This window comes from Actinoplanes sp. SE50/110, from assembly GCF_900119315.1.
Classification (GTDB): domain Bacteria; phylum Actinomycetota; class Actinomycetes; order Mycobacteriales; family Micromonosporaceae; genus Actinoplanes.
On record NZ_LT827010.1, the window covers coordinates 6,778,931 to 6,793,741 of the forward strand.

General features: G+C 66.0%; 9 protein-coding genes. 7 read left to right on the plus strand and 2 right to left on the minus strand.

Annotation, left to right across the window (positions count from 1 at the left end; genetic code table 11):
• Nucleotides 1-30 precede the first annotated feature (30 nt).
• From ACSP50_RS30295 to ACSP50_RS30305, 3 genes are all read left to right on the plus strand, one after another.
• On the plus strand, nt 31-708 hold the full coding sequence (locus ACSP50_RS30295; RefSeq protein ID WP_014693115.1) for a TetR/AcrR family transcriptional regulator: 678 nt from the start codon (nt 31-33) through the stop codon (nt 706-708).
• Between the two features lie 184 nt (nt 709-892).
• Nucleotides 893-1,774 carry a hypothetical protein gene (locus tag ACSP50_RS30300; protein WP_014693116.1) on the plus strand — a complete coding sequence of 294 codons (882 nt, stop codon included), beginning with the start codon at nt 893-895 and terminating at the stop codon, nt 1,772-1,774.
• Nucleotides 1,775-2,361: 587 nt separating this feature from the next.
• Entirely contained in the window at nt 2,362-3,867 is a 1,506-nt protein-coding gene (locus ACSP50_RS30305; protein ID WP_014693117.1) for an NYN domain-containing protein, read from the plus strand.
• Nucleotides 3,868-3,887: 20 nt separating this feature from the next.
• On the opposite strand, the gene ACSP50_RS30310 is transcribed toward ACSP50_RS30305, so the two are convergent.
• Entirely contained in the window at nt 3,888-4,493 is a 606-nt protein-coding gene (locus tag ACSP50_RS30310; RefSeq protein WP_014693118.1) for a hypothetical protein, read from the minus strand.
• Nucleotides 4,494-4,703: 210 nt separating this feature from the next.
• On the opposite strand from ACSP50_RS30310, the gene ACSP50_RS30315 reads away from it, so the two are divergent.
• The 4 genes from ACSP50_RS30315 (at nt 4,704) to ACSP50_RS30330 (ending at nt 13,331) form a co-directional block, all read left to right on the plus strand.
• A complete protein-coding gene (locus tag ACSP50_RS30315) occupies nt 4,704-9,092 on the plus strand; it encodes a cold-shock protein, DNA-binding protein (protein ID WP_014693119.1) in 4,389 nt (1,462 codons plus the stop codon).
• Nucleotides 9,092-10,591: an ATP-binding protein gene (locus ACSP50_RS30320; protein ID WP_014693120.1), complete on the plus strand. Its 1,500-nt coding sequence runs from the start codon at nt 9,092-9,094 to the stop codon at nt 10,589-10,591. The genes ACSP50_RS30315 and ACSP50_RS30320 overlap by 1 nt, the downstream gene beginning before the upstream one ends.
• Nucleotides 10,592-11,888: 1,297 nt before the next feature.
• Nucleotides 11,889-12,788: an SDR family oxidoreductase gene (locus ACSP50_RS30325; RefSeq protein ID WP_014693122.1), complete on the plus strand. Its 900-nt coding sequence runs from the start codon at nt 11,889-11,891 to the stop codon at nt 12,786-12,788.
• A 189-nt stretch (nt 12,789-12,977) separates the two neighbouring features.
• Nucleotides 12,978-13,331 (plus strand): STAS domain-containing protein, encoded by a 354-nt coding sequence (locus ACSP50_RS30330; protein ID WP_014693123.1) that lies wholly within the window; start codon nt 12,978-12,980, stop codon nt 13,329-13,331.
• A gap of 14 nt (nt 13,332-13,345) precedes the next feature.
• Here ACSP50_RS30330 and ACSP50_RS30335 read toward each other — a convergent pair whose 3' ends face one another.
• Nucleotides 13,346-14,599, minus strand: a complete 1,254-nt coding sequence (locus ACSP50_RS30335) for a PP2C family protein-serine/threonine phosphatase (RefSeq protein ID WP_014693124.1) — start codon at nt 14,597-14,599, stop codon at nt 13,346-13,348.
• Nucleotides 14,600-14,811: the final 212 nt, after the last annotated feature.

Here is a 14,811-nt window from a genome sequence, read left to right on the forward strand (position 1 = left end):
ATCGCCACCCCCGGACCGGAAGGAATCGCCGTGCAACCTGCCGTCCCCCCACGCCGTGCCAAACTGGGCCGCCCCGCCCGGATCACGCAGGAGATGATCGCGGCCAGGGCACAGGCCATCGTGGACGCCGAGGGTGTGCAGCACCTGTCCATGCGCCGGCTGTCCCGCGAGCTGGAGACCACACCGATGGCGCTCTACCACTACGTTCGGGACCGCGACGCGCTGCTGTTGATGCTGCTGGCGACCAAGACCGAGAGCACGCCGCTGCCGCACTTCCCGGCCGAGCCGCGCGACTATCTCCTGGCCGCGGCGGTGCACCTGCACCACCTGCTCGACGGGTGCCCGTGGCTGCCCGAGATCCTCGGGTCGCAGGAGCTGGTCGGCGTGGTGACCCTGCCGGCCGTCGAACACCTGCTGGAGGCGGCCATCCGGTGCGGCCTGGACCGGCAGGAGGCGGTCGAGCTCTACCAGCTGCTGTGGAGCTTCGTGGCCGGGGAGCTGTTCATCAACGCGGGCACGCGCAAGCCCGAGCAGCCGTCGCGACGCCAACGGCTGCTGACCACGCTGCCCGCCGAGGAGTACCCGCACCTGGCCGCGCTGTCCGAGCAGTGGGGCGAGCTCATCGCCGGCGACCACGTGCACCGGGGCCTGGCGGGCATCATCGACGGTGTGCTCCGCGACCGGTCCGGGCCATCGCAGGACGGGTGACGGCGTTCCCACGGCCGGCGCGGCGGCCTCGACGTCGGTGCGCCGGAGGTGGCTCACCGGGTCGACGAAATGGAAGGATGTCGCTGTGCCCGGGCCGCACCCTCGGGAGTTCCCCGTCCCGCCCGCCCGGCAGAGAACCAGGCGGGCCTTGCCCGACCTCGCCCTCCGTCCCGATGGGAGTCACATGAGCGACGTTTCGCCGGACACCGCACGGCTCACGTTCCGGGCCGCAGAGCCGATCCACGGGATGATCTACTTCTCACCGCACGGCCGCGACACCTATGCCGGCATCGGCCTGACGGGCCGCGCCATGACGTACTTCGCACCGCGGTCGGCCGCGATGGGTCCGGTGCCCGCGGAAGTCACCGTGGCGACGTTCTTCAACTTCAACCCGGACGCGGTCCGGTCCGCCCTTCCCGCGGCCTGGGACATCGCCACTGCGGCACAGGTCGTCGAGGCGCGGTACGAGGCCGTCGACCGTTCACTGCGCCAGGCCTGGGGCGACGACACCGGCGGTTCCGCGGTACGCGAGGCCGCCGACCTCGCGCGCCGCGCCGCCGAGCGGGCGTGCGACCGTCTCCCGGGGCGGCCGCTGTTCGCGGCGCACGCCTCGCTGGCGTGGCCACGCGCGCCTCATCTGGTGCTCTGGCACGCGCAGACGCTGCTCCGCGAGTTCCGCGGGGACAGCCACGTCGCGCTGCTGCACACCGAAGGACTCGACGGGCCGGAGGCACTGATCACCCACGCCGCCACCGGTGCCGTACCGCCGGAGGCGCTGCGCGTCAGCCGATTCTGGAGCGACGAACAGTGGAACGCGGGCATCGACCGGCTCCGCGCGCGGGGATGGCTCGCCCCTGGCCCCGACCTCACCCTCAACCCCGAAGGAGAGCGCTGGCGCCGATCCCTCGAAGCCCGCACGGACCAGCTGGCCACCTACCCTTACGAGGCGATCGGAGCGGACGGATGCGGCCGGCTGGCCGACCTGACGACCCCGTTGAGCGCCGCGGTGATGAAGGCGGACCTCAACTTCCCCTCGGCCCTCGCCACCCAGCGCCGAGACCGCTGACTCCCGGGCACGACCGGGCGCCACATGCCGAGCTCTTAGACCATGTGCGCGACCTGGCCCCGGTCGGTGACGAGACGCTGGATTGACAAGCATCAGCCATACACGGTCAGCCGGGCTTTACGGTCGGCTTTAGAGACCTCCGGTCAAGGGTGAACCGTCGCAACTTCCGCCTCGCCGGAGGGCTTCTATTTGATCAAGCAGTCACGCGGTGTCAACACCTCTCGTGGTCACTACACCTAGCGCGCGCAATGGGAGACCGACCTACGGGGGTACCCATGTGCCATCCCGCTGAGGCCGTCGACCGACGTTTGCGATGTGCTCAAGTCCGGCGTACTGTTGCAGATACTGAGGGCGGCTGGTGGATTGCGACCGGCGATGTCGGTCACCAACAAGCACAATCCAGCCACGAACCCCGTAGTAAGCCTCGATTTACATCGGGGCTTACTTTTTCTTCGGCAGGTTTCCGATGGTCTTTTTTGATCTTACCGAGCTATCTAATCCCGGTCAGCCGATCGTAGGGTTTCATTCCCGGTCTTCTTGGTCCAAAATAAGCGCGCTGCCTCCGTAGCGACTCGAATGGTGTGCTGATGACGATCAACGAAGCGGTCCTCCTGGTCGACTGGCTCAATCTCAGCATCCACCTGAAGAATCAGCGCCTGTCCTTCGGCTCCGATCTGGTCGGCGATCTGATCAAGATCGCTCGTGACGAGTGCGCCCGGCATGGCTCGCCAGACTTGGTGCGCGCTCACTTCGTCGGTGAGCAGTTCGCGCCCAGTGTAGAAGGTGCAATCACCAGCACCTTTATTGCTCGCATCCACAAGACCCGCACCGCCAAGGAACAGGCCGATCTTGTGCTCGCGGTGCTGGCGATGGATCACATTCACGCCCCAGGCGGCGGGCCCGGACTGTTTCTGCTGGCCACCGGCGACCAGGATTTCATTCCGTTGGTTGACCGCATGATCGAGGCCCGGGCCGAGGTTGTGCTCGTCGTCGCCTCGACGCGCACGCTCTCCCCGGAGTATCGGCGCATCGCGGCCCAGCAAAACGTCAGGCTGCTGTCGCTCACCGACGTCCTGGACATCGAGCCGCTGCCGGAGTCGGACGCCGAAGCGGCCGCTACCCGGGTGCTAAGCCTCTACCGGGTGTGCATGGCCGGCGGTGTCCTCGGCGGCGACCAGACCCGCAATATACGCATGCTTGCGGATTGGGGCCTGCTGCAGCCGGGCGATGAAGAGGTAGAGCACACTGCGTGCCTGCAGCAGTTCGCTCGGGTCGATACCCGTAAGGTCGCCGTGCCAGCAAAGCGGGACACCGGTAACCGCCCCGCCGTGCTGCGGCGCACCTACCTGAATTTCGCGTCTGCGACCGTCCTGGACATCGTCGAAGACGCGGACTGGGTGCTTAGGCGTACAGGCAATGCCGCACGGCTGCCGACCATCGGCGACCTGGGGGTAGGCCGGTTCGCAGCCGACGACGGCCGGCGCCTTGCTCGGGTCATCGGCGCGATGAAGGACGTGGGCTGGCTTATGGAGCGGTCGGACGGCCGGTTCGAGTCGCGCCTGGAGTGGTCGGCCGACGGGCTGCTGGAGCCGCTGTGGCGGGTAATCTGTGAGATCAACCGGAGGGCATTCGCCAGCTACACCGAGGGTGTGTCCCGCGATCGGCTATTCCAGGATCTGCGGTCAACCCCGATCGCCGCCGACATAGACCGGAAGGGCGGCAAGGCCGCGCACGAGGTCATCGACCATGCCCGCCGGATCGGCGTCATCGACGCCATCCCAGCGGGATCGGACGGCTATGCACTGACGGTCATCGAGACTCACCCAGTGGCCCACTCGGTTGCCAGCGCCCTGCGTACGCTCGGCAATCTCCTGGCGGACCAAGTCGGCGTCGCCGTTCCCGAGCACGAGGTGCTCGCTCTGATGCGCGAACGAGACGAGCACGCCGACGCCCAGGTTCTCTTCGGTTACGACAACCGCGACCGCCAGCGGTTTCTGCGAGTGCTGCGCCGTTCCAGCTTGCTGGACCGGCCGCAAGGCAGCGAGCCGATGGTGCGGCTCAAACGTACGCCGTGGCTGGAACGGATCTCCTGATGCGATCACAACTCCTGACGTCACAGTGCCAATACGCGACGGCTGACCCAGCGGCGACCCTGCCCGGACAACTCCTCGCTGGTGATCACCACGGTCAACTCCGCGCCCTCGAGCGCGTGCACCGTGACGATCGGAATCCGTCGGCTGGCGCCCTCGACCATGTCGAACGGGCCAGGGTCGAGCAGTTCGGCATCTGGCGGTTGCCGGCCGTCGACTGCGATCGAGGTGCGCACCGCCGGACCGCGTCGGTGCCCGAGAACTAGCTGGCGCCGCTTCACCCAGTCATGGACCGACGGGTTGTTGTGCCGCGAGATCGCGGCAAACCGGCGACCGCCACGGCGGTCTGTCCGCCAGGTGCCCCACTCGCCTTCACCAACGAATTCAATAACGAATTCCGGGGCGTCGCGCAAAGCGCGGTCGTCGTCCTCGGCGGAAAGCTGGCGTCTCAGCACATTCGTCTGTTGGATAGCGGCGATGGCCTGGGCGGAGCTCGCATCCGCGGCTCGGCCGGAAATTTCCGCCGCGTGCCGGGCAATACGAGCCTGCCAGATCGCCGCTGCTGTGCCGCCCAGGGAGATCAACAACGCAGCCGCAGAAATGATCAGGGCCCAGTCGGCCGACTTCATCGGCATATGGTAGGGCTTAGCTATTGATCATTGCAATCGGCTGGACCTTCGCGATCCACGTGACCGACGGGCGTCCGATTGACGGAATGGAATCGCCCGTTCGATGATAGCCGAGGCCGTAACATCCGCGTAGCCTCGGATTTCCGGACGCAGTCAGGGCGGCACTCACGTTCGTGCCGGCAACCCGCTCCCGAAACAATGAGGACAAAGGTGGATCTTGACCTTGTTCAGGCGGTTGCCAAGGTCGGCGACTTCATCTATGTGTACCAGACCACCGGCCATCAGATCGCTGGGACGTTGGCCACGCTGAGCATGAGCCATCTCGTAGTGGAGGAGCAGGGCACCGGGATCAAGCACGCGGTCGCGCTGGCCAGCATAATCACCGTGACCACCGGCCAGCCGCAGAAGGCCACCGCTGCGGAACCGATCCCGCCCAATGCCTCGGTGCCGCCGCCGGTCGAACCGGCTGCGCGCATCCCGGAAGCACCGCCGGTCATTCCGCGCCTGATCGTGCCCTCTGGCGCGGCGACGATCATTATGCAGCGTCCATTGGCCGCGCCGGATTTCGTCACGTATGCCAACGACGAGCTGTTCAACGTGCACAGCCACGAGGCTGCACTGGACCGCGTCCGACAGCAGCTCGAGTACGCCGTTCGAGTGAAAGAGCTCGATCCGCGCTTCGGCCGGTGCACGAGCATGGCCACAGAGATGGACCAGATCCTGCTCGGCGAACCGCATTCGAGCTCGGCCTTCCGGCTGGCCGGCTACCTGCACTACATGGCTGGCCATCTACAGACGGCCAGCGACCGCTATCTAAGTGCGGCGCTCATCGTCCCGGATGTCGCGCCCTATTGGTGGCTCGACACGGCGATCGCGGCACTTCGCGCCGACCGGGTGGATATCGCTCGGCAGGGGCTGATCCGCTATATCGACGGCACGACGCCGCAGGAGGATCCAGACGCATGGTGGGCGTTGCTGGCATTGTGCGAACGGTTGGGCGCTGCTGGCCTGCTCCACCTGATCCGCCCGGAGGCTGAGGCGACGCCCGAGGTACGACGTTCGGTGCTTGAGGCCTGCCACAGCCTCGCCAGCAGTGCGGGTGATGTGGAACTCGCGGCCCGTGCCGCGAAGATGCTGCAGAACGGCCCTGAAGCGGCCGTCCTCTCGGTGCCGACACTCCCGTCCCTGGATATGCCGGCCCGAATCAACCCAAAGAGCGTGACACCGCGAATCGTGCCGGCACCACCCCCGCAGCGGCCGCTACCACCGCCGGCCAAGCCGGCCACTCGCCAGCGACGGGCGGAGCGGAACGAGTATGACCAGGCCAAGTACCTCGAGCACCGGGCCAAGGACTTGGAGCGGGCGAAAATGGCCTATCGGGACGCGATCCGAAAGAACATCAATGCGGAGAGTGCGATCAAGGACCTGGCGTGGCTGACCCGTAGGGTCGATGGGCCGGAGGCCGCTCTACAGGTAATCGAGGAAGAGTTCGCTGATCGGTTGCCGCCGAGCGCCTCCCTAGATCAGATCCTCATCGACTTTTACATGGGTTCCCAGCGGTACGAGGACGCGTTACGGCTGCTGGAGCCGATGCTCGCCGGACATTTGGAGGCGGGGCAGCGCAAGGTGGTGTTGCGGCGGATCTGCCAGGCCAAACTCAGCCTTTCGCAGGACGCCACGCCATACGCTGAGGAGCTGTTGCGGGTCGCGCCGTCGGAGGCGTCGGCCCGCCGCACATACGCCATCGCATTGATGCGCCGGGACCAACCAGGCGACCTGGACCAAGCCGAAGAGGTCATCGAGGAACTGCGCAGCAAGGAGGACGCGCAGGCACTGGAGATCGTGGACAAGATCCGGCAGATGCGCGAGGGCGGCAGCACAGCAGACCTGGACTTGCTGGTCCGCCGCCTGTCCGACATCAGGTTCGAGGCGATCTCCGACTTTGGTCAGTACATCCTGGACAATTTCGCCGAGGCCGCCGACGGCATCAGGCAGCAACGCAAGTTTGCCGCTAACGACATCCGCTACCTTCGGACTCGAGCACAGGAGGCACGCAACAAGCGCAGCCGGGAGAGGTACGACGCGTACATCTCGGCCGCGAGAATCGAGCTCGAGGTCTCCACCGTTGACGGTGGCGGGTCCGAAAGCGCTGAGCGTAACGCTCAAGCTTTCTTTGATCTGCTGCTACGCGGGCTCACCGCGCTCGGTGACACCATGCTGTCAACCAACACCGAGGTAGCCAGGGAAATCTACTTCGAGGCTCTGGCCTTGGCCGATCAGCTCCGGCAACCGACCATGCAGGAGTATTGGAACGCCCTGCAGCGCTACCTTCGGTCGATTTTCGACAGCCCGGAGTCCCTCACGGTGTCCCACGACCGAGGCGGCAACAGTAGTCTGTCGGCGGCCGAGGTGGGCGCCGCCCTCGCCGACGACCTCCGGGAAGTTCCCGAGCAAAGTGTTCAACAGCTGTTCGAGGCGGTCGACGAGCTCGCAGCCCGCACCAGATTCGCCTCTGAGTCGGCTATCCGTGCGATCGAGCACGTCCCCTCGCTTGCCCGGGCGGCCCGCCGGCACCTGGCCGAGTTCCTGGATCTCCGGTCCCCCGATGTGACCACCGAACGGGTAATCGAGGCGTGGCGGGAAGCAGGTCTGCGCCGGCAGTCCGACCGCGACGAGATCGAACAGCAGTTGCGACTCCTGCATGGCCTAGAAGTCGGCGAGGTCAGTCTTGATCGCGCCTTCACGGTGTTGGACAACCTGCACAGCGAGCGGACGGTCGCGCTGGCGGTAGACCGAGAAGCCTGCCGAAAGTTGCAGACGAACTTCCGGCTGCTGCAGTATGGGCTCAAGGAGCCCGGTTTCGAGGAGCGCGAGTTCCGCTACCTGCAGGTACAAGGCGCGATGAGGGACTTTGCCGAACAGGTGAAGGCGGCACCGACCCGGCTGGCCGTTCGGAACCTGTTGCCGATCGCCTCCCGCACCCTGGCTCAGGTGGACAAGACGTTAGAGCGGCTCTACGCCGATCGTGAGCCCGACCCGACCCTCTCGCTGGCGCTCGTCGAGTACACCCCGGACCTGCACAACCGGATCACCGTGCAGGTGAAGCTCTACAATGAGCCTAGCTGTGCGCCCGTGGAGTCGCCCGAGTTGGTCGTCAACCTCGCCGCCGCGGCCGATGGCATCAAGGTGCTCGATGTGGTGAAGTCCGTGCCGACCGTGCGCGGCGGCGACGCCAAGATCTCGTCGATCCAGGTGGAGCTGAGCAAGGAACTGGTCGCATCGGGCGCTTTCAGCCTGCCGATCGACGTCACTTACCGCACCCGTACCAACGAAAAGGGCCGGATCAGTGCGACGCTCGCCGTACGCCTGATGTCCGAGGCCGACTTCACCAAGATCAGCCCTAACCCGTTCAAGGATGGTGCCGCCGGCCGTACCGTCACCGACCCAGATATGTTCTTCGGACGCGAGGAACTCGTCGATCAGATTGAGGCGCTGCTGGTCGAGGCGACCGGGCCCGGCGCTGGCGTCGCGATCTACGGACAGAAGCGGGCTGGTAAGTCATCGATTCGTCTGCACCTGTCCCGGCGGCTCGAGAAGAGCGACCGGTTCCTGGTAGTCGATGTTGCCAACATCGGGCAATTGGCACCGGTCAGTGTCGGCGAAGCAAACGCTACCCTACAGATCCTGCTGTGGACGATTCTCACCAAGGCCGACGCCGTCGTTCGGCAGCGGTCCGCTGCGCTGGGCGATCCGATCGAATTCCTGCCGGCCGACCTGCCCCGGGACGAGTTCCTCACGAGCAGGGTCCCGGTCGGCGACTTCATCACCGTGTTCGAGCGCTTCAACGCTGAGGCCGCGCGCCACAGCGAGTGGCGTGATCGGGCATTTATCGTGCTGATGGACGAGTTCCAATTCATAGCAACCTGGATTGCCGAAGGGCGAGTCTCGTCCACTTTCGTTCAGGCGCTCAAGGCGGTCTTGGAGCAGCGATTGTTCCACCTTGTGGTGGTCGGCCTCGACGCCATGCAATCATTCATCGACAAGTACGCCAACGAGTTCGGCGTGTTCGACAAACGCCGGGTCAACTACCTCGAACCACGGTACGCTTTGGAGCTCATGGACCGACCAATCCGGATCGGCGGTCCCGACGGCGAGTCACGGTACCGGGAGCGGGCGCAGGAACAGATTCTAAGTCTCACCGGCGGCAACCCGTTCTACATCCAGCGATTCTGCTATCAGCTGGTGGAACACATGAACAGCTCGAAGGCGCCGCTGGTGACTGAGGCCGACGTCGAACTTGTCCGGGAATGGCTGCTCAACGAATTTGGCCCGGGCGACTTCGACAACCTGGAGACCAGCGGCGAGCCATCCACCACCGCCATCGCGACGGAGGCGGTCCGCGAAGTCCTCACCGCGGTGGCGGTCGCTGCCAACGACGGCCGAGCGACGATCGAAGATGTGGAACGGAGGTGTTCCGTACCGAACGTGGTCTCGATCCTCAAGGATCTCGAGGCGCGTGAAGTCGTCGTCCAGGAAGCGGGCGCCTACCGGATCCTGGTACGTCTCTACCACGACTGGCTCCGCCGAAGGGTGGCCTGATGACCGGCGGCAACCCCTTTCAGAATGTCGGCCAGCCGGCTCGGGGCGACCGCTTCGTCGGGCGCGAGGATCTGGTCGCCCGAGTGCGCGGCATCGTCGAAGGCGATCGGCCGTCGAACATGTCGATCATCGGCAACCATCGGACCGGTAAGACCAGCTTGATCTACCGTAGCCTGATCGACATCCCGGCGGTCCGGCCAGATCTCGCCGTCGTACTAATCGGGATCGGCAAGGTCGGACGGATTGAGGATGTCTTCCGGCTGATCGGACGCGCCACTGTGGAGGCGCTCGACGGCCTGCCGGCACGCGACCTGGCCGGGTTTACGGCCACCCTGAACGCGCTCGAGGCCGAGTCCAGTTGGTACGGCATCATGAGTCAGTTCATCAAGCTTTTCAGCACCATTCATCAACGCCGCCTGAAGGTGCTGGTCGTCCTCGACGAATTTGATCGAATCAACCTGGCCGGCGTTCAGACTGCGCATTTCCAATTGTTGCGTGACCTGTGCACCGAGGATTGGTCCTCGACCGGTCTCGTCACCGTCTCCCGTCAGCGTGTCAAGACACTGGAGCTCGGCTCGACCAATGGGTCCTGTCTCGACCAGGTGTTGGCTGTTCGCACGTACACCAATCTGTTCGAGCCTGTCGAACAAAATGCGATGGTTCGGCGGGCTCGCGCGGCGGGGGTCGACCTTGAGCGACACAATGAGTGGATCACAAGCGTGGCCGGTCGTCATCCGTACCTCCTAGAGCTTCTCTGCTACGAGCTGGTGGAAAGCTCGGGCGACACCGACTTGGCGTACCGGAACGTGCGCTCCGCGTACGCCGACTTCTTCGCTCGCCTTATTCGAATCATCGATGCCGACCTGGATGGTTCGGGTGTCGACAAGCTCTATCAGGTCATTGACGGTATCGGCCTCGACGTCTCTATCGACGACGCCCTTGCGCTGATCCGCTACGGTCTCGTCGTCGAGACGGACGACCAGTCGCTGGTGCCGTTCTCTGCCGAATTCGGTCGTTATCTGCTCTCGATCGCCGATGGTCGCGATTTCCGTAGCTTGTGGCTCGACTGCGAAGTGGGTTTGCGGCGCCTCATTCGATCAGTCCTTTCAGAGGCCGCTCCGGACGGCGACAGTCTCGGCCTGCTGCCCGCTTCCTTCAGTAAGATCGTCAGCGACGCCCGATCCCGGCAAGGTCGCTACAGACCCGTCGTCGACTGCTCACTGGACACCATCGACTACCTGAACCCGAACGACCTTTTCCAGATTATCGTGGTGCGATGGGATCTGTTCGAGGCGGTCCTCGGGGAAACGAGAGGCGCCTGGCAACGCCGCAGCGAGGCAGTCATTCGAGCCCGTAATGAGGTCATGCACATTCGACCGATTCCAGGCGAAATCCGACTGCTGGCCGAGACGGCGGTCACCGCAATCGTGACGACTCTCCGCGGGCTGGGGCACTTGCGTTCGGTCTCCACCCTAGGCGTGATCAACCAATCGGGCTAAGCAACATCAAGCCGTGTCGTTTCAAATGCAGATCCGGACAGAACGACATCGCTACGCAAGATGGTCCGGGAGAAGTGGTCGGCCTCCAGGTCCCGATAGGCGCGCTTCACCATCCGCGCACGGAGCCGGAAAGACCGAACCCGGCCGACGTACGGGTAGAGCAAACCCAGCAACCACCGTTGCTCTAACTGCTGTTCGGCTCCAGTTCCTGCTCCCACGACAGCAGCCACCCCGCACTGACCACCTGCGTGGTGCATCTATTCCGCGGCCGCGCTTGCCGGGCATCACGCTGGGGCACAACCGGTCATACACCATCTTCGCGGCCTTCTCCGTGACGAATCCGAACCGCCGCGGCTGCATCCGGACCTCGTTGCTGTCGCGACCGAGCTCCAGACGGAATCTGAACGTCCCGGTCATCTGGTCTCTCACGATCACGCTGGTATCGGACATGGCCCACCCCTCAACTTTCGAGAACGGCGCCCAGATGAGGCATTATCCGATTGAAGCCCGGACCCTGCGTTGCTGGCTCTACGGAAAGTGCGATCGGCTAGCGTGATCGCCTCTGCACGCCGTCAACGGCGGGTAGATTGACGAATGCATTGGTCACCGTAGCGGTGCGGGAAATCAGATCGGCAAGGGTGTCCTCTTCATATGGGGCAAGCGCGCCCCCGGACCGGGTCAGTACCGCCGGGTGGTCCCCGACAGTCGAGCATCGCCCGCATGCGAGTGGCTGCCAGTCCTGCGTCATCGACACATCGGGGTGTAGGCGTGCGCCCGCTCGACCTGGTGCCGAGCTCTCGGTGGGCCCAAGAACGTGGCCGTCGATGTCCATGACATGGCACCGCGGTGATGACGAATCGCGTCGGCGGGTAGTCGAGATCATGGGCGCCTGATCCAGGGCAACGGGCGACACGATCGCGCCCGCAGATGTCCTGTAGCGCGTACAGCCGCAGCAGGGCCTGGGTGTGGCGCGGGCCTTTCAGGCATACCACAGCATCGGCGAGGCCTATACGATCCTGTGCGAGCGCGCCGCGGTGCACGGCAACTCGCTGGCCATTGAGGCGGAGGACGTCGTCCGTCGGTGGTGACGTGTCGCCGGCCCCGGGCCCGGGGCTCGCGGCCTCTCCTGGAGATGACCGTTCTTGGCGGCATCCTGTTCATCACGGCGCCGCCCATGACACCTGCGGCGTCATGGGCGGGCCAAACGAACCAGCAAATACGATAAATCGTGATCTGAGGACTACTTCGGCCCGTTGCGGGAAGCCATCTTTCTCATCGACCAGGAAGGCGGCACCCCGTGCCCGACAACCAGTACGAACCTCAGCACCCCCAGGATCAGTACCGCACGCCGGACGCGCAGGACAGCGACCGGATCTCGCACCCCGGCATCACCGGTGAGATGGACGTCGTGCCGGATCACGGCGAGGACAGCTACCACGGAACCGGCCGGCTCGACGGCAAGCGGGCCGTCATCACCGGCGGGGACTCCGGAATCGGCCGGGCCGTGGCCATCGCCTTCGCCCGCGAGGGCGCCGACGTGCTGATCTCCTACCTGCCCGAGGAGGAGGACGACGCGCGGGAGACCGCACAGCTCATCGAGAAGGCCGGTCGCAAGGCGGTCACCGCACCCGGCGACATCCGCGACGAACAGCACTGCGCGACCATCGTGGCGAAGGCGGTCAACGACCTCGGCGGCCTCGACATCCTGGTCAACAACGCCGCGTACCAGATGTCGCAGGACGACGGCCTGCTGGACATCACCACCGAGCAGTTCGATCGGGTGATGAAGACCAACCTGTACGCCATTTTCTGGCTGAGCAAGGCGGCCGTTCCGCACATGCGACCGGGTTCCACGATCATCAACACCGCGTCGATCCAGGCGTACAACCCGTCGCCGAACCTGCTCGACTACGCCACCACCAAAGCCGGCATCGTCGCCTTCACCAAAGCCCTCGGCGCCAACCTGGCCGACAAGGGCATCCGGGTCAACGCTGTGGCCCCCGGACCGATCTGGACACCACTGATCCCGGCCACCATGCCCAAGGAGAAAGTCGAGTCGTTCGGCGAGGACACCCCGCTCGCTCGTGCCGGACAACCCGCCGAACTGGCGCCCGCGTACGTCTTCTTCGCCTCGCAGGAATCCAGCTACATCACCGGCGAGGTGCTCGGGGTCACCGGCGGCAAACCCCTGGCATGAGCGACCGCCGCCGACGTGCATCGAGCGAGTCCCGACCTGTGGGGGCGCGCTTGCGTTCCTGGTATCCGCGGATACGGTACAGCGGCCGGGCTCGGGTGCCAGGCGGAGAGCGCTGTGGGTTGACAGGCACCGCTGCCGGTTATCGGGGTGACGGGTTGCCAGAGGGCGCATCGGTTTGCGGAGGCTGTCGTGGATCTGCAGTTGTCAGCGCGGGATGGCCGGGCCTGCACCGTGGTGAAGGTCGGCGGCGAGATGGACATGGCGACCAGCCCGCAGCTGGACGACTTCCTTCAGCAGGTCACCGACGGCGGTGCCGTCCAGGTGGTGCTGGACCTCGGCGACGTGTCGTTCCTCGATTCCAGCGGTGTGGGCGTCGTGATGGTGTGGTTCAAGGAGCTTGACGGCAGGGGCGGACGGTTGTGCGTCGCCGCGGTGCAGGACATCGTCGCGTTCGTGCTGCGGGTGGCGGTGGTGGATCAGGTGCTCGACGTGTATGACACGGTCGAGGCCGCCGAGGCCGGCATGCCGCCGTTGACGGCGTGAGCGCCGCTGCGCGGTCAGCGGCCGTCGGCTGAGGTGGCGGCGGACACGTCGGCGCCGGCGCGGGTGCGGCGTTGCCTGCCGTGGTGTCCGTGCCAGTCGATGATCAGCAGGGTGGCGTCATCCTCGAGGGTCGGGCCGGCGACGTCGAGGACTCCGTCGGCCAGGGCGCGTACGGCTTCGCGGGGGTGCAGGGCGGCGAGCGATCGGAGCCGGGCCGTCAGGTCGAGGGCGGCGGCTCTGCGTTCGCGCATGCCGTCGGTGACGATGACCAGGCGGTCGCCGGGTTCCAGGGTCACCGCGCCGGCGCTGACTCGGCGATTCGGGAACATGCCCAGGGCCAGGTTGCGGGGCAGCGTCAGCTCCTCCGGGTGGCCGCCGCGGATCAGGATCGGCGGTACGTGCCCGGCATTGACCAGGTCGCACCGGCCGCTGGTGAGGTCGAGGCGTCCGAGGACCGCGGTGATGAAGGCACCGCGGGCCGGGGCGTGCTCCGCGACCGCGGCACCGGCCCGGTCGGCCTGCTCGGTGAGGCTGTGCCCGGCACGCCGGGAGTTACGCAGGCTGGCCACGCCGAGGGTGGCGATCAGTGCGCTGGTCACGCCGTGGCCCATGGCGTCGGTGACGCTGAAGTGCAGGGTGTCGCGGGCCAGACTGTAGTCGAAGGTGTCCCCGCCGACGCTCGCCGCCGGCTCGAGCCAGCCGGACAGGGTGAAGGAGCCACCTTCGCAGGTGAAGGCGGCCGGCAGCAGTCGTCGCTGGATCTCGGCGGAGAGGTTGAACGGGGTGGTGCGCTGCCCCCACTCGAACAGGTCGGTGTGGCGGCGATTGGCGATCACCACGAACGCGAGGGCGTGTGCGGTCCGTTCGATCTCCGCGAGCGCCTGGGGTGCGGGCTCGGCGGGCACGACGATCTCCAGCAGGCCGATCACCTCGCCGCGTTCGGTGACCGGTGCCAGCACGGTCCATTCCGGGTCGCCGCCGTTGACCTGCACTGCCTGGGTGCGTAGCGCCTCCTCCTGCGGGCCGCCGTCGAACGGCAGCACCGTCGCCACCTCGCCGCCGTCACGGCGGCCGCCCGCCGGGCCGAGCGGGACGTGTGCCAGCCGGACCAGGGCCCGGCCGCTGAGGTCAGCGATCAGGAAGGAAACGCTGCTGGCATGCAGCGCCGTCCCGAGTTCCCGGGTGACGGCCTCCACCGCGTTCACCGGGGTTGCGTCCTCGGCGGCCGCCAGCATCCCGGACAGCGCCACCTCTACCGACGGATCCATACCGGCAGCATATTGACGTCCGGGTCGGCCACCGCGTTCGACCTCGCTGCGCCCGTCGACGGTGATCCGGTAGGCCTGCTGGGAAACGGTACCGCACCGGCATCAGGTCACCATGGGTCAAGGCCCTGTCACCGACCGCGTCGTACCGGCGCATAGCTTGCCGCCTGGCGGGTATCGCCTGCCCCTGTGGTGATGTCTTCTCGCACGATTGC